This window comes from Vibrio sp. B1REV9 (assembly GCF_905175395.2).
GTDB lineage: Bacteria > Pseudomonadota > Gammaproteobacteria > Enterobacterales > Vibrionaceae > Vibrio > Vibrio alfacsensis.
In genome coordinates this window covers 154,974-181,169 of record NZ_HG992746.1, presented here as the reverse complement: position 1 = coordinate 181,169, position 26,196 = coordinate 154,974, and the positions used below count along the sequence as shown (strand labels likewise).

The 26,196-nt window shown below is 43.4% G+C and carries 24 protein-coding genes; 8 read left to right on the top strand and 16 right to left on the bottom strand.

Features of this window, described 5'->3' with window-relative positions; translation table 11 throughout:
* Window positions 1–2: 2 nt before the first annotated feature.
* From secD to KHN78_RS14975, 3 genes are all read right to left on the bottom strand, one after another.
* Window positions 3–1,841, bottom strand: a complete 1,839-nt coding sequence (secD, locus tag KHN78_RS14985) for a protein translocase subunit SecD (RefSeq protein WP_211916810.1) — start codon at window positions 1,839–1,841, stop codon at window positions 3–5.
* A gap of 166 nt (window positions 1,842–2,007) precedes the next feature.
* Window positions 2,008–2,487: a hypothetical protein gene (locus KHN78_RS14980; protein ID WP_211916808.1), complete on the bottom strand. Its 480-nt coding sequence runs from the start codon at window positions 2,485–2,487 to the stop codon at window positions 2,008–2,010.
* 226 nt (window positions 2,488–2,713) lie between these two features.
* On the bottom strand, window positions 2,714–3,385 hold the full coding sequence (locus tag KHN78_RS14975) for an SH3 domain-containing protein (RefSeq protein WP_211916806.1): 672 nt from the start codon (window positions 3,383–3,385) through the stop codon (window positions 2,714–2,716).
* Window positions 3,386–3,516: 131 nt separating this feature from the next.
* Here KHN78_RS14975 and KHN78_RS14970 point away from each other — a divergent pair, with 131 nt between their 5' ends.
* Both KHN78_RS14970 and KHN78_RS21995 read left to right on the top strand, forming a co-directional pair.
* Window positions 3,517–3,987 carry an ATPase gene (locus KHN78_RS14970; protein WP_223917806.1) on the top strand — a complete coding sequence of 157 codons (471 nt, stop codon included), beginning with the start codon at window positions 3,517–3,519 and terminating at the stop codon, window positions 3,985–3,987.
* A gap of 174 nt (window positions 3,988–4,161) precedes the next feature.
* The gene (locus KHN78_RS21995) at window positions 4,162–4,392 is read left to right on the top strand and encodes a hypothetical protein (RefSeq protein ID WP_128813520.1); all 231 of its coding nucleotides are present in this window, start codon (window positions 4,162–4,164) and stop codon (window positions 4,390–4,392) included.
* A gap of 186 nt (window positions 4,393–4,578) precedes the next feature.
* On the opposite strand, the gene KHN78_RS14965 is transcribed toward KHN78_RS21995, so the two are convergent.
* Window positions 4,579–5,031, bottom strand: a complete 453-nt coding sequence (locus tag KHN78_RS14965; RefSeq protein WP_211916802.1) for an Lrp/AsnC family transcriptional regulator — start codon at window positions 5,029–5,031, stop codon at window positions 4,579–4,581.
* 150 nt (window positions 5,032–5,181) lie between these two features.
* On the opposite strand from KHN78_RS14965, the gene KHN78_RS14960 reads away from it, so the two are divergent.
* Window positions 5,182–6,108 carry a DMT family transporter gene (locus tag KHN78_RS14960; protein WP_211916800.1) on the top strand — a complete coding sequence of 309 codons (927 nt, stop codon included), beginning with the start codon at window positions 5,182–5,184 and terminating at the stop codon, window positions 6,106–6,108.
* Between the two features lie 139 nt (window positions 6,109–6,247).
* Here the strand turns inward: KHN78_RS14960 and luxQ are convergent, their stop codons facing one another.
* From luxQ to KHN78_RS14935, 5 genes are all read right to left on the bottom strand, one after another.
* Complete coding sequence (gene luxQ / locus KHN78_RS14955; protein ID WP_211916798.1) at window positions 6,248–8,824, bottom strand: quorum-sensing autoinducer 2 sensor kinase/phosphatase LuxQ; 2,577 nt, start codon at window positions 8,822–8,824, stop codon at window positions 6,248–6,250.
* Entirely contained in the window at window positions 8,824–9,921 is a 1,098-nt protein-coding gene (locus tag KHN78_RS14950) for an autoinducer 2-binding periplasmic protein LuxP (RefSeq protein WP_211916796.1), read from the bottom strand. Before KHN78_RS14950 ends, luxQ begins: the two co-directional genes overlap by 1 nt.
* 245 nt (window positions 9,922–10,166) lie before the next feature.
* Window positions 10,167–10,478: a GIY-YIG nuclease family protein gene (locus KHN78_RS14945; protein ID WP_211916793.1), complete on the bottom strand. Its 312-nt coding sequence runs from the start codon at window positions 10,476–10,478 to the stop codon at window positions 10,167–10,169.
* The gene (locus tag KHN78_RS14940; RefSeq protein WP_211916791.1) at window positions 10,475–11,128 is read right to left on the bottom strand and encodes a YceH family protein; all 654 of its coding nucleotides are present in this window, start codon (window positions 11,126–11,128) and stop codon (window positions 10,475–10,477) included. Before KHN78_RS14940 ends, KHN78_RS14945 begins: the two co-directional genes overlap by 4 nt.
* 93 nt (window positions 11,129–11,221) lie before the next feature.
* Window positions 11,222–11,425, bottom strand: coding sequence for a hypothetical protein (locus KHN78_RS14935; protein ID WP_223917805.1), 204 nt, complete (start codon window positions 11,423–11,425; stop codon window positions 11,222–11,224).
* Window positions 11,426–11,666: 241 nt separating this feature from the next.
* On the opposite strand from KHN78_RS14935, the gene KHN78_RS14930 reads away from it, so the two are divergent.
* On the top strand, window positions 11,667–11,981 hold the full coding sequence (locus KHN78_RS14930; RefSeq protein WP_005442423.1) for a DUF496 family protein: 315 nt from the start codon (window positions 11,667–11,669) through the stop codon (window positions 11,979–11,981).
* 123 nt (window positions 11,982–12,104) lie between these two features.
* Window positions 12,105–13,439 (top strand): MATE family efflux transporter, encoded by a 1,335-nt coding sequence (locus KHN78_RS14925; RefSeq protein ID WP_211916789.1) that lies wholly within the window; start codon window positions 12,105–12,107, stop codon window positions 13,437–13,439.
* A 185-nt stretch (window positions 13,440–13,624) separates the two neighbouring features.
* On the opposite strand, the gene KHN78_RS14920 is transcribed toward KHN78_RS14925, so the two are convergent.
* The gene (locus tag KHN78_RS14920) at window positions 13,625–14,617 is read right to left on the bottom strand and encodes a Gfo/Idh/MocA family protein (protein ID WP_211916787.1); all 993 of its coding nucleotides are present in this window, start codon (window positions 14,615–14,617) and stop codon (window positions 13,625–13,627) included.
* 658 nt (window positions 14,618–15,275) lie between these two features.
* Here KHN78_RS14920 and KHN78_RS14915 point away from each other — a divergent pair.
* Window positions 15,276–16,712: a glyceraldehyde-3-phosphate dehydrogenase gene (locus KHN78_RS14915; protein WP_211916785.1), complete on the top strand. Its 1,437-nt coding sequence runs from the start codon at window positions 15,276–15,278 to the stop codon at window positions 16,710–16,712.
* Between the two features lie 264 nt (window positions 16,713–16,976).
* Window positions 16,977–17,198: a hypothetical protein gene (locus KHN78_RS14910; protein ID WP_211916783.1), complete on the top strand. Its 222-nt coding sequence runs from the start codon at window positions 16,977–16,979 to the stop codon at window positions 17,196–17,198.
* Window positions 17,199–17,395: 197 nt separating this feature from the next.
* Here KHN78_RS14910 and KHN78_RS14905 read toward each other — a convergent pair whose 3' ends face one another.
* The 5 genes from KHN78_RS14905 to KHN78_RS14885 all read right to left on the bottom strand — a co-directional run bounded on the left by KHN78_RS14905 (window position 17,396) and on the right by KHN78_RS14885 (window position 23,835).
* The gene (locus KHN78_RS14905) at window positions 17,396–18,010 is read right to left on the bottom strand and encodes a LysE family translocator (RefSeq protein ID WP_211916781.1); all 615 of its coding nucleotides are present in this window, start codon (window positions 18,008–18,010) and stop codon (window positions 17,396–17,398) included.
* Window positions 18,011–18,188: 178 nt separating this feature from the next.
* Window positions 18,189–19,103 carry a LysR family transcriptional regulator gene (locus tag KHN78_RS14900; RefSeq protein ID WP_211916779.1) on the bottom strand — a complete coding sequence of 305 codons (915 nt, stop codon included), beginning with the start codon at window positions 19,101–19,103 and terminating at the stop codon, window positions 18,189–18,191.
* Window positions 19,093–19,470 (bottom strand): nuclear transport factor 2 family protein, encoded by a 378-nt coding sequence (locus KHN78_RS14895; RefSeq protein ID WP_211916777.1) that lies wholly within the window; start codon window positions 19,468–19,470, stop codon window positions 19,093–19,095. Before KHN78_RS14895 ends, KHN78_RS14900 begins: the two co-directional genes overlap by 11 nt.
* Before the next feature lie 217 nt (window positions 19,471–19,687).
* A complete protein-coding gene (locus KHN78_RS14890) occupies window positions 19,688–22,738 on the bottom strand; it encodes an efflux RND transporter permease subunit (RefSeq protein WP_211918811.1) in 3,051 nt (1,016 codons plus the stop codon).
* 2 nt (window positions 22,739–22,740) lie between these two features.
* On the bottom strand, window positions 22,741–23,835 hold the full coding sequence (locus tag KHN78_RS14885; RefSeq protein ID WP_211916775.1) for an efflux RND transporter periplasmic adaptor subunit: 1,095 nt from the start codon (window positions 23,833–23,835) through the stop codon (window positions 22,741–22,743).
* Between the two features lie 198 nt (window positions 23,836–24,033).
* Between KHN78_RS14885 and KHN78_RS14880 the strand changes: the two genes are divergently transcribed.
* On the top strand, window positions 24,034–24,660 hold the full coding sequence (locus KHN78_RS14880; protein ID WP_211916772.1) for a TetR/AcrR family transcriptional regulator: 627 nt from the start codon (window positions 24,034–24,036) through the stop codon (window positions 24,658–24,660).
* A gap of 30 nt (window positions 24,661–24,690) precedes the next feature.
* Here KHN78_RS14880 and KHN78_RS14875 read toward each other — a convergent pair whose 3' ends face one another.
* The gene (locus KHN78_RS14875; protein WP_211918809.1) at window positions 24,691–26,181 is read right to left on the bottom strand and encodes a PLP-dependent aminotransferase family protein; all 1,491 of its coding nucleotides are present in this window, start codon (window positions 26,179–26,181) and stop codon (window positions 24,691–24,693) included.
* Window positions 26,182–26,196 lie beyond the last annotated feature (15 nt).

Sequence of the window (26,196 nt, the reverse complement as noted above, 5' to 3'; positions counted from 1 at the left end):
GATTAAACCCTCACATCACGACGGCCATCGCGGCCCCAAACTAAATTGATCATTGCACGAGAAGCAAACACACCAGTGAACATACTGGTCATCAGACCCAAGCCCAATGTGAGTGCAAAACCCTGAATTGGGCCGTTACCAATGGCATAAAGAATCACGGCCGTGATCATGGTTGTGATGTTGGCATCAAGGATGGTCGCAAATGCGCTGTCAAAGCCGAGGTCAATCGCTTGTGCGAAGCTACGACCTTCACGCATCTTGTCCTTAATACGTTCAAAAATAATGACGTTCGTATCAACCGCCATACCAACGGTCAATACCAGACCGGCAATACCAGGAAGTGTTAAAACCGCGCCAGGAAGCAAGGCGATTAGACCAAGTAAGCAAAGCATGTTTGCACATAGTGCTACGTTTGCAACCCAACCTAGGCGTCGGTACCAAACCGCCATAAACAATAGAGTCAGACCCATACCAAGCGCTAGAGCAGCGAAACCATTTTGAATGTTTTCCGCGCCTAATGAAGCACCAATCGTTCTTTCTTCAACAATAGTGACTGGCGCTGTTAATGAGCCTGCACGAAGCAATAGAGCAAGCTCTTGCGCTTCATCCATGCTACCCGCACCAGTAATGCGGAACTGACTGCCTAACTGAGATTGAATCGTAGCAACACTGATCACTCGTTCGCTGCGTTCTGTCATCCCACGTTCATTTGTTTTGTATTCGCGGTAAACCGTCGCCATTGGTTTGCCAATGTGTGTCGCAGAGAAGTCGCTCATTTTCTTACCACCAGCGTGGTCAAGAGAAATGTTAACTTCGGACATGCCCATCTGATCGATACCAGCACGCGCATTAACAATGTGCTCACCAGTCAATACAGGTCGTTTCGCTAGAATGACGGTGCGGCCATCATTATCTTGAAGAACAAGATCTTGGCTACTGCGTGCTTGACCCGCATCTTTTACTTCATAGAACGCAAGGCTTGCGGTTGCGCCTATCACGTTTTTCGCTTGCGCTGGATCTTGAACACCCGGTAATTCGATACGAATACTCTCTTTACCTTGGCGCTGAACTAATGCTTCTGTAATACCCAGTTCTTCGATACGACCGCGCATGATCTTCAAGTTTTGTTGAAGTGTCGTCGTTTGGAACTCTTGAATATTCTGTTCGCTAGGTTGAAGTTCAAAACCACGGTCAGAGCTTGTCATTTGCCAGCCAGGGTAGTTTTGACGAATGAACTGACTTGCAGCTTTCAAACCATCTTCGTTATCACTGTTTACGGCAATGTGATTATGCGCTTCTGCTCGAACTTGAACACCACGAATACGCTGCTCTCGCAAACTCGCTTTAATTTCATCGACTAAAGCATCGCGTTGCTCTTCAAAAGCTTTGTTCACATCGACGTTCAGTAAGAATTGCACACCGCCGCGAAGGTCAAGACCAAGCTTAATTGGGCTAAACCCCATCTCATTGAGCCATTCAGGCGCAACAGACACATAAGAAAATGTGATGCTGTCATCATCGTCCAACTGGTCGTTTAACAATGCACGAGCTTTACTTTGCGCATCTTCACCATCAAAAACGATGGTCGTTTTGCCATCTTTCTCAATGATCTTAGAGGCTGGAATGTGGTTTGTTTTTAGTAACTGGTCAAGCTGAACGACAGACATCGCGCTATTGCTATTATCAGCAAACGATACCTGAATGGATGGCTGCTCACCAAACCATGTTGGGATAGCACTCAGCGTTAAAACAAGGATTGTCGTAATGAGCACGACATACTTCCATGCTGAATAATGATTCAGCACTTTTCGATTCTTTTGAGATTTTGGTGTTTTCTTCATGTAAACATCATCCCTTCACTCATCAGTGAAGTTTCAATTAATTGATTCAAGACACGACAAAGTACCCACCTGCAGAATAAGCAGGCATTGAATGCACAGAGATCTTTATTTGCTCTGTAGAAAATCGTCGTGTTAAGAAAGCACTAGACGTGCAGATTGATGGTGTTTACGCAGAGTATTGACTGTTGAGCGCAACGTACATGGCATTGGTTTCTTTCCAGCCAGACAGTCGGTGCTCACTTGTAAAATGGTTAAAAACGGATTGGTTTTGACGCCAACTGATGTCCATTAAGCTATAGGCATAGCCCGCATCAGCATAGAAAGGGGTGGTTAAGTCGCCAATGAACTCTATATGTTCATCATCGACGTTCTCTCGTAAATGGGTAACCCAACGTTGAGAATTAAAAATAGCGAGTGAATCTTGAAACGCGTGACTTTCCGAAATCGGAGCCTGTGTGCTTTCTTCACTAAACTCAGTGAAGTCAACCAACGCGTTCGCTGCAACGTGACTGACAGTAAAAGGCTGCAGCTTAGAAAAGTGAGACAAATAGGATTTTTGTTCTGTTTGCGCAGCCGTTGCCTGCATTGGCGACAACGCCATTGCAAGAAGCAGCAAAAACAGTTTTCTAACGTAAATCCAAGGCATATAAGCTCACTTAAAACAAAACAAGCCGAGTACTTACGCTCAGCCTGCTGATAGTATTCCTAATGGTTATTGTTCACAACTAAAAATTATCAAATACTATTTCAGTGTTGCAATACCCGAGTAATCTCTCGATGCTTGGTTAACCGTTCTTGTTGCTACGCACGTGATTATCAGTACGCGGTGACTCAGTTGGTGCTGATCACTCCGTAAAAAAGCAAAAAATGAGTTAGCGATAGAATATCTCACCTTTATCGGCATCCAAATAGATTTTGTTCTCTTGCTCAAGACCGCCACAGTAGATGAAATATACGTTACGAGGCCTGTATGTCACCGAACGAACCCACCCTCCTAGCTCATCAAAATCACTCGGCCTGCATGTTTCATCGTCTAATAACAGCTGCGTCTTATTTCGGAACATGTCCAAATGTACTTTCAAGTCGTCTGATTTTTGTAAGTAGCCGTCTAATGTATCCAGACGTTCTTGCTCTTTGATTACCGGTTGTGCATCAGACAGACCTTTTGAATTGACCCATTCAGCGGTCTCTTCTCCACCCTCTTCATACACAATGTAATCAGATAGACGAAACCAACCATCGTTTTGTTCTAGGACGGCAACCTTTTCACCTTTGTAAAGGGTATCGACAACCAATGCGGTCTCTTTGGGGTGATTGTAAACGTCAATCCGACGCTCTATCACATAGTATTCACTTGGCTCTTGTAACACGGGATCAGCTAAGGTTGGCACCTGCTCACTTTCTTTTAAGTCAAGCACCGGCGTTGATGCTGCTGTCTCACTCGTGTCTTCTGATTGATCTTGCTGCATCACAAAGAAATAGTAGCCAGCGCCGATGCCTCCAAACAGGAGCAATATTCCTAATGCAACGAGTGCTTTCTTCATGTTCTTTTGATCCTTATGTAACTATACTCATGAGAAGTAAGGGAGTTTTCGAACCTATGATTAAACCCAAATGGATATTGGTAATAACGTTGCTCTCAAGTTCGGTCAACTCTGCGATCGAATGCAACCACATGTCGTGGCATCACAATCTTACCCAATTCAATCAGTTAGAGTCCATCTACAATATACATGTTGACTCGTACAATCTTCTACTCAAGCAGCACCAACAACGTAAACTGATATCTCATCACTTTTCATTATCAGAGCTAAACCTATTTTGGCAAACACCATCAAATCGAGAAATACTACTTGGGCAAATAGACGCCGCGGTTAAGTTTGGTGATGAACTCATAGAGCGTTCCGATCATTTACAAAGCCTGTCTATTCAATCACAACGTTTAGCAAGGCAATGGCAACACCTTAGTGACACTTGCGAAGCATCTGGCTCAGCTGAAAATGCGACGAATTCTGGACACTATTATCTCCATTCGAAGCAACTCGGGAATGACTATAGGCAACTTGCCAGTCAAGTGCGCAAGCTAGCCGAATTATATCACTCAGAAGCCAGTGCTCTCCTAGAAGCAAAAAACGCACCTCACTGAATCTGTTAACAATTGCTACATCTGCGATTTTACCCGATGTCAAAATGTTCAAATAAACATCATTTAAGAGATGTACGTCACAATAATGCTTTACTTTCGACCAGAATTTGGATACTTTACTCATTAACAAAATTTAATAAAAAGTCATATTTGGCCGGAGATGATGATACTCATATGGTTATCAATCGATTAAGTAACAGGGAATGTCCTAATGCTACTAAAGCCAAGTTCTTGTCAGTAGTTAGGCACGTTAAACAGTTCGGTTCTATCAGTGATTTGGAGTTGTGTAAAATCTTTGGAGAAACTATTTGGAATGATGGACGGGAATACCATTCAGCCGCTTTCTCATTTAAGGTTGATAGAAGCACAGGTAACTGTGAAATTTCAAAATACAAATACCAATAAGGCTTAAACAAATTCTTTAAACGGAGGCAGGAAACTGGCTCCGTTTTTTATTGTTTTTCTTCTATATTTCTATATCTCTATAGATTTCGGCATTACCGCAGTGAAGCCGTGCTCAGAGTATCCCTCGATCCGATAACTTTCCGGACTCAACAAGCGGATGTGCTGATTAATAAATAGATAAGCTGATCAGTAAATAGGTAAACTACCATTTCCTTTTACTTGCCTTATTGCAAGATGTGAGTGGATGTCTTTGACATTGTTAAGCCGCTGAATTTTTCGCATAAACGCTTCATAGCCTTGCAGATCGTTCGTCACCACTTCAAGTAAATAATCGTATGCACCGGATACGACATGACACGATATGATCTCTTCAATTTGAGTGATTTCTGACTCAAAATCATCAATGGATGATGCTTGGTGATTATTCAAACTGACTTCAACAAATACTGTCATTGATATCCCAATCTTACCCCGTGAAAGCACGGCTTGATAACCAGAAATGACGCCACTTTGCTCCAAACGTTTGATACGTCGAGCGCAAGGAGAGGCTGATAGTCCAACGATATCAGCTAACTCTGAGGTGGTTAATGTTGCATTGTTTTGAATTAAATTAAGCAGCATCTTATCTATCTTATCCATTCGGCCTCCTGCCAAATTTCATCAATATTTTACAGTCTCACGCTAGAATTCACTAAAAGGCTTAGATATTGAGAGCTATTTTGCCACCGATAAGCGACGCATTCACGTCATAATTAACATATCGTTTACACTGAAAACGTGATAAGGAAAATGGCAATGGGATACGCTGCAATCATCACTACCGTACTACTGTGGTCAGGTTTTTTTCTTTCACTCAAAGAGGGGGCAATGTCAGCCTTACAGCCCGCTGATATTGCACTGACACGTTTCTTATTGCCAGCTCTCGTCATGCTGCCTTTCGTCATCAAGCATAAGACCAATATCGCGGTCATTCCATCACGTTACTTGTTCGGCATGGTCGTGGGGAGCGGCCTTCCCTACCTCTTAATTGCGAGCACGGCGATGCTATACGCGCCAGTCTCACACGGTAGTGCGCTGATCCCAGGGACCTTACCGTTGTTTGTCTCATGCATTGCCATTGTTTGCTATCAGCAGCCCTTAAGTACAATGAGGCAGTTTGGGCTAACTATGTTATTGATTGGCATCATCGTTTTTTTACTATCGAATCTTGGTTCTCAATATCATTGGAAGCAACTCTATGGGCACTCTTTGCTGTTGTTAGGCAGTTTAATGTGGGCGGTATTTACCATCAGTGCACGGGTGGCGAATCTTAGCGCCCATGTAGCAGCTGGATTCGTCGCACTGATTTCCTTAGGTTTACTCATTATTAGCATCAGTATTGGCTTGCTAGACAGTCACCTCGTTCAAACCCCTTTGAGTGAATGGCCGTGGAAAACATTATTCGGACATATACTACTCCAAGGGGTTGGAGCAGGATTAATCGCTTCGTATACTTTTCTTTATGCAGTTCGAACAATTGGGGCGGAAGCTAGCGCCGCATTTGGCTCTCTCACGCCAATGGTTGCCACATTACTTGCGACTCCCATTTTTAATGAGGCTCCCGACACTTCAACATGGATAGCCCTCACTTTCATTACTTTTGGAGGCATTACCGCCAGTAATATCTTTAATAGAGAACCTATTAACCAACAATATTGCCCACCTAAACACAAGTAGTTAACTAAACCTAGCTAACTGAACACAAGCCGCTTACTAAACAAAGATCGTTGACTAAATACAAGCAGGTATACAAGCATTGTTATGTTGTTTTCATGAGACTGAACTCTTTTCATGAAACTAATCTTTTTTCATGAGACTAAGCTTTTTCCATAAAAAATCGCTGCTTAAAGTCAACAAAGGCTTCGTGCAAAGCTTTTTCTTTAATCGGCTTTAATAACACATAGTTTGCACCAGCGGCCATAAATGCATCTCCGGTTTCTTTTGCGGTATCGGCGGTACATGCATAAATAGGGGTACCTAAACGTAAATTGAGCCTGATTTCCTTGGTTGTCTCAATACCGCCTAAATGAGGCAACTGATTATCCATCAGAATCAGATCGTAGCTGTATTCTTGTAAGTTTTCGATCGCTTCTAAGCCATCTTTTGCCCAATCAACGTTCATCTTATATTTGTGGCAAAAGGCTTTTAAAATAAAGGCGTTAGTATGGTTATCTTCAACTAACAACACTTTCAGAGATTCATCAAATAACTGACCCGCAGGCATTCTATGATCAGCGTCCTGTGCATCAAATACTCTTTCTCGCTCCTTGACAGGTAACGTCACGATAAATGTTGTGCCGTATCCTTTGCGACTGCGAACCTGAACATCCCCATCAAGCATATCAACCAAGTTTTTCACTATGGTTAATCCCAAACCACTGCCACCATACTCTCGTGTTGTCGAGGCTTCTTCCTGCACAAAAGGCTCAAACATTTGCTCAAGCTTACTCGCCTCGATCCCGATTCCGGTATCTTCCACTTCAACGATTAAGGCACCACTCTCTTTGGCGTAATACTGTTCTAACTTGGCCGTTAAGCGTATTTGTCCTGATGGTGTGAATTTAACAGCGTTGCTCACCAGGTTAAACAAAATCTGATTCAACCGAATTTGATCAGTAAAAATCTCGACGCTTGGATCAAGTTGGTTCTCAATCACAAGCTTGACCCCCTTGTTAACACAAATCGGGCGATAGATATTTTCTATGGTTCGTACCGTGTCTACAAAAGCAAAAGTGTGCTTTTGAATATTGAATTTCCCTTGCTCAATTTTTGAGAAATCTAAAATATCATTCAGTACCGCAAGGAGGTGTTCACCACTGTGACTTAAAACATCAATTTGGCTTTTCTGTTCTGGCGTTTCCAGTGAATCTCGCATCAACTGTGCAGCACCAAGTATACCGTTGATTGGAGTACGGATTTCATGACTCATTTTAGCTAAAAAGTCTGCCCGAGATTGTGCTGACTTTTCAGCTTCTCGGCGCGCTAAATTACTCTGTTTTTCTGCTTCAATCAGTGTCGTAATATCTAACCCTTGGACGATAATCCCGCTGATGTCTCCTTCCACGCGAATTGGGGACAAATTCCAACGATAAACTTTATCGCCAATCGGCACGTTAACCCCAGTTAACGTCGCTCCTTGAGCCGCCATTCTAAGATGGGGAGCTAACTTCTCCTTAAACTCAGTGAAGACTGGAAGAATTACTCGCTGATGCTCATCAATCGATAGCTCTTTTTCCGCCGCAGGATTGATCTGAATAAGTACACCGTCAGCAGACCAAACCATAATTGGGGATAACGCAAATTTAAACAGATCTCGAAATGATTTTTTCTGAGCTTCTAGCTCTTCAAATGTATTTTCGAGCGTCGAACCAATATCATCAAATTCCTCAATATCTGAACCATTAAAACGTTCGAATCCTTTTTCTTCTCTGGCAGACCGCGTGTATGACATTAGCGACTCAAGCTGTTCAGAAACTTTACTCTCTATCCATTCTTTCGTAAGTAATGCGATCATGATCATACCGATGATCGAGGCAAACATTGCCAGTATGTGCTGGATCTGCAACGTCACAACACTTTGATTATCTTGAACCGAAAGCAAACACAAATCTGTCTCAACCGAATTTACTTTGATTGGCGTATCAATGATCAGCAGATTTTCGAGCGTTCGTTGCTTACCTTTATCTTTAACGACATCGCCTAATGTATAACTTTCACTTCCAGTCAATGAGCTTGCAAGTGGGATCTCATTGGCAACAAGCACAACATTGTCGACATTGCCCTCACGTTTAAGCTTCTCCATGAGAGCAAAGTTATTATCCAACACTACGGCATTGTATGAGAACCCGAGTACTTCACCGTTCAACGTTGCTAATACCGGTACTCGGCGAACCAACATATGCCGAGAGCCTAGCGATGTCATCACATTGATGTAGTACCAATTGTTGCTAAAGGCGATCTTACTCGCAAGGTTGTCCAGTGCAAGGTCGTTGATACCATAGAACTGCGCATTCCCATCATCCCAAATGATCCCCTGATGATTGGTTAAAAAGCGAAATTCTGGCGAATGTGATGGATCACTCTGATCCACGCTCAAATAGTAATAATTGAGAACTTCTTCATTTCTATCCGCATAAAACTGACGAACCATTTCACTTTTTGAGTTACTGTCGTGATGAATTTGAACTGCAGCAAAATGACTATCAAAGATGCTATGAATTAACGCAGAGGTCTGTTGCTTGTTGCGTGCGACTTCCTGCCCAATGATTTGTTTAGAAAAATAGTAACTTTGAACAAATATTCCCAGAATAATCGGGGCAAGAACAAGAATGATGATCTTGGTAATAAGCGTCGCGAGTGAACGACGCTTTTTTGAATTTAGGTTAGCCGTCATCAGTTATCTGAGTATCGAAATGCTCGTTTCTTCAAAGCATTGATGCGCTCTGCCGAGTCTGATTGAGTCACAATTTCAAAATCACCCGAGTAAACGGTCGGAACCGACTTGCCCTCAAGGTCCCACTTTATTGCTTCTGCCATTGCAATACCGGTGTCGTCATTCATTCGCATCACAGTAATGTCCAACTCACCATTTTCAATCGCCTTTAGCTCTGCAGAACCGCCTCCCCAGCCATTAATCATCACGTCATCACGACCTAGCTCTTTCAGCGCGTCCACCGCCCCCAAAGCCACATCGGTTGAACAAGCGTAGATGAACTCCACATCTGGGTACTTCGATAAACTCGCTTTAGTGGCATCATATCCCGAAGCTTTCGTCGCTTTGGTATAATAGGCTGACTGTAACTCAAACTGATTGTTGCGAGTGACTTGCTCTATGAACGTGTCACCGCGAATATCACTGATGTACCCCTCAGAAAAATAGAGCACACTGTAATTGCTGTGCTTAGGAAAACGCTTACCAAATTCCTCAGCGAGCTTTCGACTTCCCTCCGCATGGTCAAAACCTACATACAAAAAGGGTTGGTGCTCATCCCAGCCTCTCACCGGTGTCGTGATATTTTGTAAAATAAGTTTTGTCTTCGATGAATCGAGAACATGCTCAATAAACTTGCGATGTCTTGTTGTATCAAGTGTAAAAATCAAGTAATCCGTTTTATTTTGGAGCGCTTCCATTAGCGATAAACTTTGTTGCTTAACGTCTGCGTTTGGACGCGTAAATACCTGATTGATTTGATAATTAATATTAAGCTTGTCGAGACGTTGCTCAAAAGCATCAATATTTCTTACCCAATAATCCGATAGCTGTTGACCTGGATAAACGACTGAAATTCGAAGAGGACGCTTTTGTGAAACCGATAGCGGTGTTGGGCGATCTCTAACGGCTTTAGACAACTGTTCGGTTAACTGTTTTTGTTCCGGAAACTGCTCTAAATAATCTTGATAAGCCCAGTAGCCATTCAGTACTTGATTGGCGTGTGCAACTGGCAAAAAACCAGCAACCGATATCAGGGAAAGTAGTAATGATTTTCTCATTTGTTGCTCTTTTCTCTTTATATTGAGCGAATCTCGCTCTCTTCTACTACCTAGCCGAGTCATCCCTGTACTCGATTCACTCATTTCATGTGCCATTATTATGTATATAAGCCTAGTTGGCACATTCAATATTATCTGTTAGCGCGTTAAAAAATGATATATCCAAACCTCATTTGTTTAACGAAAGGCAAACAAAATTAAACCGCCATTTAAAGCGGTTTATTTAAAACAAGAAGCCGTAATTTTTAACAGTCCACAACTCTGATTTTCAGCTCATCATCGACAACTATCTTTGCTTCTAATGATATCAGTGCTTCTTTGTTATTTTTAGATTGCTGTTTAATGAAATATTCGACTTTCATCGCAGTGCTTTTGTTTTCAAAAGGCGAGAACCATTCTAATGTCAGAGGTCCCTTTCCTTTCAGTGCTTTTGCACCTTTGCCACATTGATGTTGTTTGAAGCGACGCTCTACATCAGTGGTAACACCGCAATACAATGCATTGCGGTTATTACGAATCAAATACACACTCCAACGGTGTTCGACGAGTTCACTCATGAAAGTAGCGATTCAACCTGCTCTTTTAGCGCTTCTAATTCTTCTTTTAATTGTGCAACTTCTTGTTCAAGCTGTGTAATACGCTCAGCGCTTGCAGAAGACGGTGCCGTTACCGCAGCAGCAAGTTCGCTCATGTCCACTTCGCCACAAAATAGGTGCATGTAACGAGATTCACGCTTGCCGGCCTCACGTGGCAACTTAACCACTAGCGGACCTCTTTCATCGCTTGCTAAATGCTCAAGGACATTTTCGACTTCTTTTACGTCACTGAATGTCGCTAGACGATTGGTACGTGTACGGATTTCACCTGGTGTTTGCGCACCACGAAGTAACATACAGCAAATGATGCCTTTCTCTTGCTCAGTCAGTTGTAAGTCACCAAATTCCGTATTGCAGAAACGGTGTTGATATTTGCTTACACGGCTATTAAAACTGCTTTCATCACTGACAAGTCGACGCTCGATCAAAGCATCGATAGCATCAAAGACATCAGCTTCAGGCAGTGACATAACCGGTTCTCGGTTACTTTTTTGATTACACGCATTCGTCAGTGCGTTAAGGCTTAGAGGATATTGGTCGGGGGTTGTCACTTCTTTTTCAATTAAGCAACCAATAACGCGCGCTTCAATTGCCGTTAGCTCAACTTTCATAATGCATTTCCTTATTATTTTTGCATTTGAATTTGGGTATCAGGCTAAAGCATAGCGCATCGACCTGACACCCTTTGCGAATCGGGGTAAGTCTTAGTGCTCTGACAGAATGGACACTTTGGTCATCTTTCCGTTCTCATCTATCATCATGATCTTTGAACGGTTCAGTTCAACTTCGATGATTTCAAGTTGCGTTCTCGCTGCAACGTATGCTGCCTTGAGTCTATCAGCCAAAGAGTCTCTGCTATTCTCGTTTTCTTGGCTTTCGATTTGCTCCGCAATAATCTCAGCGTTCATTTCGAGCTTCATTTTTTCTGTATTGAATGAGACCGATAATATAGCGAAGAAACGCCCATGACAATGAGTCACGGTGCTTGAATCTCAGATTACACACGCTTTTAAGTAACGAACATTTTCAGCCAAATAGAATTGATGGATAAATGCTCAACTCGACATTTGGTTTGATCTAAAGACTGTTATGCAAGGACATGTTGTGCTTTAATCGAGTCAGATATTTCACAAATTAGGAAAGGGAACCATGAGTAGCGTATTTGAAATCGTTAACCAAGCTCGCCGTAAAAACAAACTAAAACGTGAGCTACTTGATAACGAGAAAAAAGTTCGTGACAACCGCAAACGTGTAGACCTACTAGAAAACCTACTAGACTACATCAAGCCAGAAATGACTCACGATGAAATTCTAGCAATCATCAAGAATATGAAAGCTGACTACGAAGACCGCGTTGATGATCACATCATCAAGAGTGCAGAAATCTCTAAAGCACGTCGTGACATCAGCCGCCGTATCCGCGAATTGACTGAAGAAGACAAGCAAACTAGCGGCAAAAAATAAGCCCGAATAGTTTAAGTATTCAACCCCGAGCAAGGATAACTTGCTCGGGGTTTCTTTTTGTTTCTTCGCCATACGGCATGTACAATACGAATACTATCTACTCATACAATACCCTAGGACACTATGTCTTCTGTTTCATCACCTGCACAGCCCTCTCTTGCAAAACAACTGTTTACGATGACATGGCCCATGCTATTTGGGGTGTTGTCTTTAATGAGTTTTCAGCTTGTCGACAGTGCCTTTATTGGACAACTTGGTATTTTACCACTAGCCGCGCAAGGCTTTACCCTCCCTCTTCAGATGGTGATCATTGGTATCCAAGTAGGCTTAGGCATCGCAACAACAGCGGTTATTTCGAAAGCGCTAGGGGCCAACGATTCTCGCTATGCTAAACAGCTTGGTGGTTTGGTTCTTATGATCGGTTCTATTGGTGTTGCGATATTTGGGGTAATTATCTGGTTACTTCGCTACCCAATACTCTCGCTACTGAGTGCACCAGAAACCGTGATGCCAATCATCGACACTTATTGGCCTTGGTGGTTAGTCAGTTCATGGGTTGGGGCCGTACTATACTTCTATTACAGTATTTGCCGCGCGAACGGAAACACGATGTTGCCAGGGACCATGATGATGGTAACCAGTGTAGTGAACTTGATCCTCGATCCACTGTTTATTTTTACCTTTGACCTCGGTATCAATGGCGCTGCAATTGCAACCATTCTCGCATTTGGGTTTGGTATTTTAGTCGTTGCACCTCGTGTACAACGGAATCATTGGGCAACATTCCAATGGCACGATTTAAACATTATGAAGAGCATCGCTTCAATTGGAAACATTATGGGGCCAGCAATGATAAGCCAATTATTGCCACCTTTATCGTCGATGCTAGCCACTAAGCTTTTGGCCAGCTTTGGTACCGCAGCTGTTGCAGCTTGGGCACTCGGTTCACGCTATGAGTTTTTTGCAATTGTTTCCGTGCTGGCACTAACCATGTCGATGCCGCCAATGGTTGGCCGTCTATTAGGCGCAAAAAACTATACCGACATTCAAGCGCTCGTCACCATTGCAGTAAAATTCATTCTTGGATTCCAGTTTCTTATTGCAGTTGTTACTTTTGTTGCGGCAGACCCGCTCTCTTTGTTGATGACCAGTGACGATCAAGTCAAACACGTACTCGACATGCACTTAATGATTGTCCCAATCAGTTTAGGTTCTCTCGGCGTGTGTATGTTGATGGTGTCTATTTGCAATGCTCTGGGCAAATCCTATACCGCATTGACCATTTCTGCGTTACGTCTGTTCTTGTTCTTTCTACCTTGCTTGTGGGTCGGTGCGCAGCTAGGTGGCATTCAAGGTCTGCTTATGGGAGCCTGTATCGGTAATATATTCGCGGGGATTGCCGCTTACCTGACGTATCGTAAAACGATTAATAAGCTAGCCTTGTGTCAATCACAGTAAATCATAGAACGACGGTTACACCTAAATCAGTGTTAAGACGTATATAAAACGTTAAACCATTCAACCCCACTTCCCATTCAGCCCAGCGTCCGAGGGCTGAATGGCATTCATTAACGACTAAGGTTGATTGCTCCACTACGGCATTGTGGCGCTAAGCAAGCACTGTTATATCTGCTGGGAAACATTTATCCGCAGGAAAAACCATTGTCTGCAGGAAAAAAAACGCCGGTTTGCATTCGAATTTCAGACAGTACTTTCGCTACTGTCAAAGATCGCTGCTTTGTTTGTTCATCAATCGAGCCTAGTTTTAGCTGATGCGCAAATGCTCGCGCTTCATAAAACATGTGGTTGTCTGTTTGAGGTAACGTGAGTACTTCTTTTTCTCTACCTCGCAGAACACGTTCAACGCCACGTCCTGTGGCAATCATATCCACCAACACACTACCCTGCTCACCTTGAAACTCGCTCGGAATAAAAGAATCACTGACCTTTGAGTGGAGTAAATTCACGTTAAAGCCATCGTATGCTAACGTAACGCTGCCACAACCATCTACGCCCGATGGTAAAACATGAGCACTTGCTTGAACGCTATTTGGTTCCCCAAAAAGTTCAATCGCGGCACCCACGCAGTAGTAACCAATATCCATGATTGACCCATTTGAAAACTCAGGGTTAAACGTATTTGGGTTCTCACCATTTAGGTATTTTTGATATCGTGACGAATACTGACAATAACTGATGGTCGCATGGCGTAAAGGTGCAATGCTTGGCAAGCTGTCTCGCAATACTTGGAAATTCAACGTGTAAGGTGACATAAACGCCTCAAAAAGTACGACGTTGTTTTCTTCTGCACACTTAAACATCGCTTTTGCCAATGAGTAATTGGACGCCATGGGCTTTTCGCAAATGACATGTTTTCCTGCATTTAGCATCTGGATTGCTTGAGGAGCATGAAATGAGTTAGGACTCGCGATATAAACAGCATCAATGTCCGCATCTTTTCCTAGCGCTTCAAGATTATCGTAATAGGATTTTGCTTTATAGGGTTCGCCGAATGTGCGTGCTTTTTCTAACTCTCGGGAATAGACCGCCTGAAGAGTGAATTCTTTGGTTTGAATCGCGGCCTCAACAAATTGTTGGGAAATCCAGTTTGTTCCAATCACGGCAAGTTTGAACATCTTACATCCCTTTTATTCTCACTCTGTAAGCCACAGATAATTTGGTTTTGTAGCGAAATTAAAACAAGCTTTGCTTATGAACTCAACCAATCATAGTTCGAGTCGCTCATAATTCATCTTTTCTCAGTCAAGATAACCAATTGAACACCTACGCGCAGATGCAAAGCAAACCTCACCATGTTTTAAACTGTGACATGTTACAAAATTTTGTATTTGAATCATTTTTAAATTAAGCCCATTCCGCCCTCAATGGGCTTAGACGTAAGATGATTGACATTGTAGCGGGCAATTCTGCGTCAACCTCTCTCATTTTGTGATTAGAATTAAAATATACAAATTCGACATCTCATATTTGCACCTAATTAATTGAACTCAAACATTATCATCAAAAATTAAGTCATTAGAATTTTTAAAGTCAATAGGATAAAGGTGTTACGCTAATCACGTAAATCGAACTCAATCACGATAAAAGCATCAGATAGTGCTGTATTTATTTTTCCTAGCAGAATAAGCGTCCCACCCGTACAATCCGCACACATAATTATTACAAACCAATTACAATCCTTATTTCGTACTCTACTGCTGTGGTGAAATTATACGTTACGGTATCGGTCGAAATTAAGGTCAGCCCCCCAAACGTGAAAGGTCCAATACAACAATGAGTCCAGAGAAATATCTCCAAGACTGGCAAACAAGCCAAACAATTGCTGAATCTATCTCCCCTCTTATTGGTAAGCTATACCGTCAAAAAGGAATCGAAGTCGTCCTATTTGGTAAAACACTTATTAACGCAACCACCATCGACATTCTCAAAACTCACCGTATCGCAAGACGTTACACAGGAAGCCCTCTTTCTCTTGAGCAAACCATGCCGTTTGTCGAAGCGCTTTGCGAGATGAGTATCTCTTCTTGCCGTGTTGATGTTGGTCAACTTGCGGGTATGTACTGGAAAGATCACGATGATGCTTCTGCGATAAATGATTTCTTACACACCGCTCTGCACGGTGCTCGTGATGCTGACTCTTCCATTGCCGCACGTGATGTCGTTCTTTACGGGTTTGGGCGTATTGGTCGCCTACTTACGCGCTTGTTAATTGAAAAAAGTGGGCCTGGTTATCCACTACGCCTGCGAGCAATCGTCGTTCGTGGTGGCAAAAAAGGCGATTTGGAAAAACGTGCTAGCTTGCTACGACGCGACTCCGTTCATGGGCAGTTCAACGGCAGCATCATCATTGATGAAGAGCGTAAAGCACTGATCATTAATGGTAACTACATTCAGATCATCTATGCTAATAGCCCAAGTGACGTTGATTACACAATGTACGGCATTAATAACGCACTGGTTGTCGATAACACGGGAGTTTGGCGTGATGCCGAGGGCTTAGGTCAACACGTAGCATGTAATGGCGTAGAGAAAGTACTTCTGACTGCCCCAGGTAAAGGTGATATCAAGAACGTCGTGTTTGGCGTTAATGAATCCGTCATTCAAGACAGTGACACCATCATTTCTGCGGCAAGTTGCACCACAAACGCAATCACGCCAGTGCTAAAAGCATTGAATGACAAATACGGCGTGCTTTCTGGGCATATCGAAACGGTTCACTCGTACACGAACGATCAAAATCTAATCGATAACTTCCACTCTGGTGATCGTCGTGGTCGAAGCGCATCATTGAACATGGTTCTGACCTCAACGGGTGCGGCAAAAGCGGTAGCAAAGGCACTACCAGAACTAGCCGGTAAACTGACTGGCAATGCGATACGCGTACCTACACCAAATGTATCAATGGCAGTTGCAAACCTAAACCTAGGTGAGGATGTGGATCGTGATTCACTCAACGAATACCTACGTGACATGGCTCTGAATTCAGAATTGTCTGCACAAATTGATTACACAGATTCCACTGAAATCGTATCAAGTGACTTGGTTGGTTCACGTCATGCGGGTGTCGTTGATGGACAAGCGACTATCGCTCAAGACAAGCGCTGCGTACTATACATCTGGTACGACAACGAATTCGGTTACAGCTGCCAAGTTGTACACTGTATGGAACAAATGATGGGTGTTCGTTACCAAACTTTCCCAAAACAGTAGGTAACTTTGCTCCACAACGTTAACACCACGGGTAACGAGCACAACAGCATCATTTAGATAATAAGCGCTTCGCGCAGTACTAATATAATTTCCCCCGCTTATACGCCTGATTCACTCAGGCGTTTTTTCATTTGCTCTTTTCTTTTTAACTGGGGTTTGACATTGCTCAGACATTAACCAACTAAATTGAACGATACATTCATGTTTCGTTCATGTTCGAGACGCTAATCTAAGCACGTAGATTGAAAGAGAGGTCATATAGATATGAATCGAATTATTGTTACAGCATTAGCATTGGTTACTGGCTTTTTTACCTTGGTATTTAGCCTAATCATGGCGATTCCATTGACCATCGCAGCACTGATTACTGGCAAACGTATTGAAAAACGCATGAAACAGATGCAAAAAGAGGCGCATCAAGAATATGAATTCAATACCGGTAAAGCCGATGCGATTGAAGGCGAGTTTGAAGAAGTGCGTCGCTGATCGTAAACCACTCCCTATGTTCCTGAGCACAAATCCTTGCTAACGCCCTATCTTATCATTCCAGATAGGGTGTTTTTTTATCAAGCGCAGTAAGCTATCAGTCATACCACAAGTTATCACTCATACTCAAAAGGCGACCAATGCGGTCGCCTTTTGAGTAATACAGTTATTTGAATTGGTATTCTCTTTGAGAATCACTAAATCGTCACGACAACGCGAACGGCTAGCAACATAAGCACAATTCCCGAAAGTCGGTCAATCAATACGGCTTTAGAGCGAATGCGTTCAACAACTCGTGAATTAGAGAGTATCAACGTTATAAATGTATACCATAAGCCATCAACAACAAAAGGTGTGGCGACAATGATCATCTGATTGCTTAAATCATTGCCAAGCGCGACAAATTGGCTAAATAGTGCAATAAAAAACTGTGCGATTTTCGGACTTAGAATAGAAATCAAAAATCCCTCGCGCGCAGATTGGAGCACTGTTGTTTCTTCACCCGATGCCAACTTAGCGGCTACACCACCTTTTGAACGTAACGCATTGAACCCCAAGTAAGCCAAATAAGCCGCACCTGCTAGGCTAATGCCTTTGAAAAGCAGTGGACTTTGTTGAAGCACAACCGCCAAGCCAACCAAAGTAATGAACGCATATATACCAATACCAAAAGCGTGCGCCCAAGCCGTGGCTAAACCATTAATACGCCCACCAGCAAGTGAATGCTTGGCGACAATCGCTAAACTGGGCCCTGGTGACATTGCGCCTAATAGACAAACTGTAAAAAGTGATAACCAAACGGTCAGTGTCATAATAATCTCTCCCTCTTTGCGCTAATCTAACAACAAAGACGGTATAAATAGAAATCAAAGTTATTCATAATAGCCATGATTTAAAATCATATCTTTAGTGCACATGGTTGAACGAACATGCTTTAGTGAACATAGCTTAATGGACGTAGCTTAATGGACGTAGCTTAATGAACATAGCTTAGTGAATCGAATATTCAGAAATTTGCATAACGGCACGAATCTCTTCTCGTACCCATTTATGCGCAGGATCGTTATCATATTTGGGATGCCACATTAACCAATATTGATGTACGGGTGTCTCTATAGGCAATGCTTTATGAACTAAATCCCAATGTTTCGCGAGGTTAACCGCAATATGTTCAGGCACCACCATCAAATGCTCACTCGATACCAAGCGTTGAACCGCGGCCGAAAAAAAAGGCACCTTGAAAGTAATATGACGCGTGTAACCACGTTCTTTTAACGCTAAATCCGTACTGGAGTCTTTGTCCCCACCACCAGTCACCTTAATGTGTGAGTAAGCCGTAAGTTCCTCAAGGCTTATCGTGCATTTAGCCGCTAAAGGATGGGAGGCTTTCATAAGACACACTGAAGAATCAGACCCAATATGGACGCTAGATACGCCTTGTGGTTTTTCTGGATACATGGAAGACGCAATATGAATGCCTGTCTCATGCAATTTATCTAAAAAATCGGGTTGCCACAGTCGATAAGCCATATCTAATTGAGGAGTAAGATCGCCCAAATGAGAGGCAATATCGGGCAATACGTATTGAGCGACATAGTCACTCGATGCGAAGACTAACTCTCCTTGCCAATCAGAGGGTTCAAACGGCTTATCATCCAATAGATGATCAAATTCAGAAAGCAGTGCATCCAGCTTTTGTTTTAAAAGCAAAGCTCTTGGCGTCGGAATCAATTGGTTTCCGTGACGAACCAATAAAGGATCACCACATAATTCACGTAACTGAGCTAACTGACGACTTACTGCGGATTGTGTTATGTGTAGTCGCTCGGCCGTTTTACTCACGTGACACTCTTCAAGCAACACATGCAAAGAGCGTAACAAATTTAGGTTAATATTATTCAGCACGTTCTACCCATTTTGTACGCCAATCTGCCGCTTGATACTCTTCTGGCCAGTACTCAACTTGTTTACAAATCAGTCCATTTCGAACTGTATGGAATGTAATCGCACGATCCGAACGAACACCATCACTCACAACCACATCGGTGACCACTTGTTCCCCCTCACTAACAATACGCTCGACCTTAAAGTACCACTTCCCATTTGAGGGGTAAGCAGAGTTCAATTCAGCAAAGTTCTTTCTGCCGCGTATCACTTCTTTCGTAAGCGGCCAAATCACCTCGCAATCTGGCGTAAGGCACTCCGCTGCTGCATAAAAGTGATTACTTTCCATAGCTTTCCAAAAATTTAAGACAATTTCTTTCTCTGTCATTGGGATCACTCTCTCCTTGATGCTTCAAACGCTGTAAGTGACATCAGTGGCCACTTAGGTATAACTCCGTCTTTTCCCTCTAGCCTATGAAAGGGAGCATAACGTAGATTTTCAATCCTAAGAAAATTTGAGTAAAAATAATGCCAGTCAGATCAACGGACTGGCATTACTTATTGCTTATTGCTTACACGATTATTATTTGATTAACCATTCCTACTTACGCTGTTTGTACTTTTACGCGGAAGAACATGGCGTAAAACAGTGGGATGACCACCAGCGTCAGAATCGTTGCAAACAATAAACCAAACATGATTGTCACCGCCATGCTCTTGAAAAATGGATCAATCAACAATGGGGCGACACCAAGAATCGTGGTAAACGCACCAAGCAACACTGGACGAGCACGACTCAGCGCTGCGTCGATGATCGCTTGATAAGGCATTTTCCCATCACGAATCTCTACATCAGCCTGATCCACCAATACAATCGCATTCTTCACCATCATGCCGATTAGGCTCAAAAATCCGAGTATCGCCATAAACTCAAACGGCGTCTGGAAAATCACCAAGCCGACTGTCACGCCGACAATGGCTAATGGTGCAGTCAACCAAATCACCAACGGCTGACGAATGGCGTTAAACATAAAGATAACCGACAAAATCATCGCTGCGAACCCGTATGGTGCAGAAATAACAAGGCCCTCATTAGCATCTTTTGAGGCTTTATATTCCCCATACCATTTCAGTTCATAGCCAGATGGCAGATCAATCGCTTCAATTTGGCTTCGAACTTGATTGAATGCATCTGCTGTCAATACGCCTGGCGCAGGATCCGCTTGCACGAGAATAGTCGGCATTCGGTCAATTCGACGAAGAATAGCATCTTGGTAAACGACATCAACAGAGCCGACCACTTGGCTAACCGGAATGAAAGCGCCTACCGTTGGGCTGAAAACTTCCGTGTTTTCGATTGCACGTTGATGATTACGCTCACTTTCTGGTGCACGAACCACAATAGGAATCAGATCGTCACCCTCGCGATATACGCCAACATTACGTCCCGTCAGCGTTTGAGCAATCGCTTGGTTAATTTCCATCGTAGTCAAACCATAACGCTGCGCTTCCTCTGCCGAATACTCGGGACGAAGCACCGGAACTTGTTGACGCCAGTCATCCTGAACCGCGATCAAATTAGGATCCGCGAGCATAATCGCTTTCGCTTGCTCTGCCAGCTGACGTAATACCGCACTGTCCGGACCTTTGAATCCCGCTTCTATTTTTTTACCGCCGCCACGACCTAGCATGAATTTCCAAACTTTAATCGATGCATCTGGATATTTTGCTTCAAGTTCGCTTTGTAGATCACCTAATAAAGGCGCGATTTTGGTGTAGTCATCGATATCAATAAGCAACTGGCCATAACTAGGGTTACGAGCCTCTGGTGCGTAAGTCAGCATAAAACGTAAACCACCACCACCGATGAAACTGGTAATATTCGTGATGCCCTCTTTCGCTTTAACGTCTTGCTCTATACTCGCTATCACAGATTCAGTGCGTTTAATGTCTGATCCTTGTGGTAAATACACATCGACCACAAACTGAGGGCGTTGAGACTCAGGCATAAAACCTGGCGGTACAAACTTTACACCCCAAATAGCGGCAACCATCATTCCTAACAATAATACACAGCTAATAATGCGGTATTTCAACACCCATGCTAGCAACGCTTTATAGCCGCTCACGATTCGGCTCGGCTTTTTATCTCCACTTATTGCTTTCACTTTAAGGAAATCATGGCAAAGCATTGGCGTAATCGTCACGGCAAATACCCAACTCAATAGCATCGAGTATAAGATTACCCAAAATAGCGAACCTGCGTACTCACCCATGTCCGATGGCGATAAACCAATAGCACTAAATGCACAGATACCAACTATGGTCCCTCCTAGCAGCGGCCATTTAGTTGCATCGACGACTTCAGACACCACCGCTTTACGGTCGGCCTCAGGATCTTGCTGCAAACGAACTAAGATACCGTCAGTTACCACAATCGCGTTATCCACTAGCATACCCAGCGCAATGATCAGGGCCCCTAATGAAATGCGCTGCATGGCGATGTCTTCAATCAGCATGATGCACAGCGTCCCTGCCACCGTTAGCAGAAGTACAAAACCGATAATGACGCCTGATCGAACCCCCATGAACAGTAGTAATACGACAAACACAATCCCAACCGCGGCAATCAAGTTGTCGATAAAGTTCGCCACCGATGCTCGAACAGAATCCGACTGCATAGAGATAATGTTCAACTCCATACCTAAAGGACGTTGGTTGTCTAATTCAGCCAAGCGTGCCTTTACTGCATCACCCATATCAACCACGTTGCCGCCAGAAACGTTGGAAATACCAAAGCCCACCGCTCGTTCACCGTTGTAACGCATCAGCATGGTTGCTGGTGTTTTATAGCCGCGAGTAATTTCAGCAATGTCCCCTAAACGTAGTACAGTGTTGTTATTCCCTAAACCAATTTGTAGATTTTTAAGATCCGCAACAGAATCAATATTCGAACTTGGGATCACTGGAATACGCATTTCATTGGTTTCAATACTTCCAGCGACTGTCACTACGTTTTGCTTTTGCAATACCTGAAACACTTTTTCCGCCGATACACCGAACTCAGCTAAACGCTCACTCGATATTTCAACAAAAATCGTTTCTTGCTGCTCTGCCAGCGTCGCGGTTTTTGCAACACCAGGCACCAAAACAATTTCGCGGCGCAGTGTATCGACATAATCTTGCAGTTGCTTATCGCTGAACCCCTCACCCGTGACAGCAAAGAACAGTGCATATACATCAGCAAAGTCATCATTCACGATAGACGGCCCAGAACCTGGCGGAAGCATACGTTGCGCATCGGCGACTTTCCGGCGAAGTTTGTCCCAAACCTGTTGAAGTTCAGCAGCACTGCCAGCAAACTCGAGTTTGATCTCTACGGTGACCTCAGACATTCCCTGCATCGAGACCGATTTCACTTCTTTGACTTCTTGCAAAGCCTGAACCGCACCCTCAATAACATCCGTCACCTCATCGGACACTTCCTGTGCGGTCGCACCAGAGTACGGTGTCGCAATAACGGCCTGACGAATCACAAACTCAGGGTCTTCAAAGCGACCAAGTTTCAGGTAGCTGATATAGCCACCTAACAAGGTAAGCGCGATCAGCACCCAAACACTGGTGCGCTTAGCAATGGTATAACGTGCAATGTCCATCATTACGCTCCAGTGCGGTCATCGGTGTAAGGACGAACTTCCATGCCCTCTTTCACACTGGATACACCAGCAATGATCACCTTTTCTCCGGCCAATAGATGATCGGTCACAATGATGCGGTCTTTGTTCAATGCACCAATCTCGACGTAACGTTTTTGTGCTTTGTTGTTACTGCCCACCACCCAAACAAATTGCTTGCCTTGGTTGTCCGGCACAATCGAAGTCAACGGCAGCGTAATTTGCTGATCTTGTTCGGTGTTAGCACTGGTAACGGGTAATACTTTTACCGCCATTCCCGGCAATACATGGAAGCCATTTAGATTCTCAAAGCCAAGTACAACTGGATACGCTTGAGAAATAGGATCCGCGACAGTTGCAAAGGTACGCAAACTCAAAGGAAAAGATTGCCCCGGAATGGACGATATCTCAGCAATAGCACGAGTCTCATCTTTACCCGAAAGCATGACTTTGTGAGGGATATGAATAACGACCTCTAGATCATTGAGATCGTGTACGGTCAATATCGGTGCATTCGCCTGCACTTGCACATAATTATCAACAAGTTTGCGTCCCACAATGCCGTCAAAAGGTGCAAAAATCTGGGTATATTCTAAACGGCGAGTTGCATCTTCAACACGAGTACGTGCAAGGTTGTAACGTGTTGTAATTGCATCAAGATCCGCTTTAGAAATAGCTTGGCTTTTCTTATACACCGCTTGTGCGCGTTCGTATTCAAGTGAAACATTCTCAAACTCTAGCTGTGCAGAGATAAGCGCATTTTTCGCATCACGAGCATCTAAAGAAGCCAAAAGCTGACCTTTGGTTACCTCATCCCCTTCCTTAACTGGAATATTGGTCAATTTTCCTGACACCTGAAAAGCCAGATCGGCACGTTCCGCAGCACGCACAATACCATTGAAGCTCAAATCTGCTGTTCGTTGCGTTGTAACAACTTCGACAAGAGCCGGTTTAACCGCTGGTAGAATGGGAGCTTGTTGTGCCTCATTACCACAGCCGCTAAGGCTAAGAGAGGATATTAAAAGTACGGATATCGCACTCAATTTAAGAGCTTTTTGGCCAACTTCAACTACGACCATAGGATTTTCACTCCAAATACGTGGCCACTTGTTTTTGTGGCGCACAGATAATTAACAATGATGCTTGAGGGTAAACTGATGAGTTTATTTTAGGTTCTCTTTATTGGTGGGTAAACTTATAAGTTTACCAATTTGTGTCAATTTGTTAGATTGCGCATAGAATAGCGAGATTTCATATAGGTACGCAGGAGGGAACCCGTGGCATTAATAGAAGAAAAGCGCATAGCGATCATCGCAGCGGCAAAAGAAGAGTTTATTCAGCACGGTTTTACTGGGGCAAACATGGATCGAGTTTGTACATCAGCCGAAGTTTCAAAACGCACTTTATACCGCCATTTCAAAAGTAAAGACGTGTTATTTGAGTCCATACTTGGCATCATAAAATCATCGATTAATGAAAGACAAAGCTACCCATTTGATAGCCAGAGAAGTCTTCGCGATCAACTCATTAGCATCACACGGAATGAAGTTGAAATTCTTTACCACACATATGGTATTCCTTTTACACGTGTGATCATGTTTGAATTTTTACGCCAACCAGAGCTGGCGCAACAAATAATCGCTAAGCTTTACCGTTCTAAAGCATTGACGGTATGGTTTGAACAGGCTCAACAATCAGGGGCAATTAAACATATCAATATCAGTTTGCTTTCTGACACCTATTCAAGCATTTTCAATGGATTGTTCTTGTGGCCATCAGTCTTCAATATGCAAGAGCTGCCAACCGAAACTGAGATTGAACAAAAAGTGGAACATTTGGTGTTCGTTATTACCAGCACTTGCGAAGCGGCCAACACTAACCCAAATCTGACGTACAATGAATAAGTGCTTTGGGATCATCGAAACAAATTGGCATCAACGAAATAAATTAGATAGCCGCTTAATTAGGCTATCTATATCCTCTAACGCGACATTGCCATAACCCAACACGGCACCGTGCCAACTTCGTGTACAAAAATCAGCATGTTCATAGTAGCTTATTGGCCTAAGGACAATTCCCTCAGCCTTAGCACGTAGCGCCCATTCATGTTCGTCGAGCCCACTTTGCCATTTCAACGTAATATGCAACCCTGCAGCTTGGCTAATCACTCTTACTTTGCCGGCAAAGTGCTTTTCAATGGATTTGCACATTTGTTCATGTTTCATTTTATATAACCGACGCATCTTGCGAATATGACGAAGCAACCCTCCTTCAACAATGAAATCTGCCAATGCTTCTTGGGTATGAGTTGGAGAATCACCACTTAATGCATCCTTAACCACCAAACAATCGTTCACTAAACTTTCTGGAACGACGAGATAACCTAGCCTCAGCCCATTGAACATAATCTTGCTAAACGAGCCCACATATAATACTCGGTCATCTCGTCCCATCTGAGCCGCCAAGCCTTGTAAACTGGTGTAGGGCCGATGCGCAAATTGAAACTCACTATCGTAATCATCTTCAATGATCCAACGCGATTTCTTAACTGCCCAATTGATAATACACCCTCTTTGCTCTGTGTTGAGTGTGGTTCCCATCGGGTATTGATTACTAGGGGTGATGTATAAAGCATCCGCATCACTAGACGTCACATCATCGACATCAAAACCCACTTTTTCTTGCACGTGCAATGGCTCAAATTGATAATTCTGAAACTGGATTAGCTTTCGCATTTGCGCGTAACCCGGCTGCTCCATCAGCACTTTATCACCATGTTTGAGCACAACCATACTCGCTATAGTCAGCGCCTGCTGCGCGCCAGAGGTAATGATAATGCGTTCTGTTGTACAATTGACTGAGCGACTAGAAGCTAGGTAGTCTGCCAACGCACTTCGAAGCGCCATGCTACCTTGGATATCTTGATTCCCTAATAAGCAAGCCCGGGATAAATGCCGCGAAAGGTACTTCTGCCACAGAGAGCTAGGGAACATGGCCAGATCAGGCACACCTGGAGCAAATGCTCGATTAACATCGAAATCATGCTTAAGTGCTAACACCGTTTGAGTTTGCTGAGGTTCTGAAAAATAGTCACTTGGAAAACACGACGCTGAACTATTTGACTCTGTAAAACATGGCTCTGGCAAATATTGCTCTGGCAGCTCTACCGCCACATAAAAGCCGGATCCTTTCTTACTGATTAGATAGCCCTCTGCCACAAGCTGCTCATAAGCTGCGATAACAGTATTCCGGCTTATATTTAATTCTTGTGAGAGTTTACGTGTTGAGGGCAACTTGCCATTTTTCGCCCACAAACCTTTTACAATTTTCTCTCGTATCGCAGAAAATAATGCCTGTTGCCGTGTACCATCGTCGTGCTTTATGCGCAGATCGCCGATATCAATCAAATGCAAAACTGGATCCATCCATGAATTAAAAGT

Coding starts and splice junctions, on each gene's coding strand:
- secD (WP_211916810.1), bottom strand. CDS start 1,841: ATGAAGAAAACACCAAAATCTCAAAAGAATCGAAAAGTGCTGAATCAT.
- KHN78_RS14980 (WP_211916808.1), bottom strand. CDS start 2,487: ATGCCTTGGATTTACGTTAGAAAACTGTTTTTGCTGCTTCTTGCAATG.
- KHN78_RS14975 (WP_211916806.1), bottom strand. CDS start 3,385: ATGAAGAAAGCACTCGTTGCATTAGGAATATTGCTCCTGTTTGGAGGC.
- KHN78_RS14970 (WP_223917806.1), top strand. CDS start 3,517: ATGTCGTGGCATCACAATCTTACCCAATTCAATCAGTTAGAGTCCATC.
- KHN78_RS21995 (WP_128813520.1), top strand. CDS start 4,162: ATGGTTATCAATCGATTAAGTAACAGGGAATGTCCTAATGCTACTAAA.
- KHN78_RS14965 (WP_211916802.1), bottom strand. CDS start 5,031: ATGGATAAGATAGATAAGATGCTGCTTAATTTAATTCAAAACAATGCA.
- KHN78_RS14960 (WP_211916800.1), top strand. CDS start 5,182: ATGGCAATGGGATACGCTGCAATCATCACTACCGTACTACTGTGGTCA.
- luxQ (WP_211916798.1), bottom strand. CDS start 8,824: ATGACGGCTAACCTAAATTCAAAAAAGCGTCGTTCACTCGCGACGCTT.
- KHN78_RS14950 (WP_211916796.1), bottom strand. CDS start 9,921: ATGAGAAAATCATTACTACTTTCCCTGATATCGGTTGCTGGTTTTTTG.
- KHN78_RS14945 (WP_211916793.1), bottom strand. CDS start 10,478: ATGAGTGAACTCGTCGAACACCGTTGGAGTGTGTATTTGATTCGTAAT.
- KHN78_RS14940 (WP_211916791.1), bottom strand. CDS start 11,128: ATGAAAGTTGAGCTAACGGCAATTGAAGCGCGCGTTATTGGTTGCTTA.
- KHN78_RS14935 (WP_223917805.1), bottom strand. CDS start 11,425: ATGAACGCTGAGATTATTGCGGAGCAAATCGAAAGCCAAGAAAACGAG.
- KHN78_RS14930 (WP_005442423.1), top strand. CDS start 11,667: ATGAGTAGCGTATTTGAAATCGTTAACCAAGCTCGCCGTAAAAACAAA.
- KHN78_RS14925 (WP_211916789.1), top strand. CDS start 12,105: ATGTCTTCTGTTTCATCACCTGCACAGCCCTCTCTTGCAAAACAACTG.
- KHN78_RS14920 (WP_211916787.1), bottom strand. CDS start 14,617: ATGTTCAAACTTGCCGTGATTGGAACAAACTGGATTTCCCAACAATTT.
- KHN78_RS14915 (WP_211916785.1), top strand. CDS start 15,276: ATGAGTCCAGAGAAATATCTCCAAGACTGGCAAACAAGCCAAACAATT.
- KHN78_RS14910 (WP_211916783.1), top strand. CDS start 16,977: ATGAATCGAATTATTGTTACAGCATTAGCATTGGTTACTGGCTTTTTT.
- KHN78_RS14905 (WP_211916781.1), bottom strand. CDS start 18,010: ATGACACTGACCGTTTGGTTATCACTTTTTACAGTTTGTCTATTAGGC.
- KHN78_RS14895 (WP_211916777.1), bottom strand. CDS start 19,470: ATGACAGAGAAAGAAATTGTCTTAAATTTTTGGAAAGCTATGGAAAGT.
- KHN78_RS14890 (WP_211918811.1), bottom strand. CDS start 22,738: ATGGACATTGCACGTTATACCATTGCTAAGCGCACCAGTGTTTGGGTG.
- KHN78_RS14885 (WP_211916775.1), bottom strand. CDS start 23,835: ATGGTCGTAGTTGAAGTTGGCCAAAAAGCTCTTAAATTGAGTGCGATA.
- KHN78_RS14875 (WP_211918809.1), bottom strand. CDS start 26,181: ATGGATCCAGTTTTGCATTTGATTGATATCGGCGATCTGCGCATAAAG.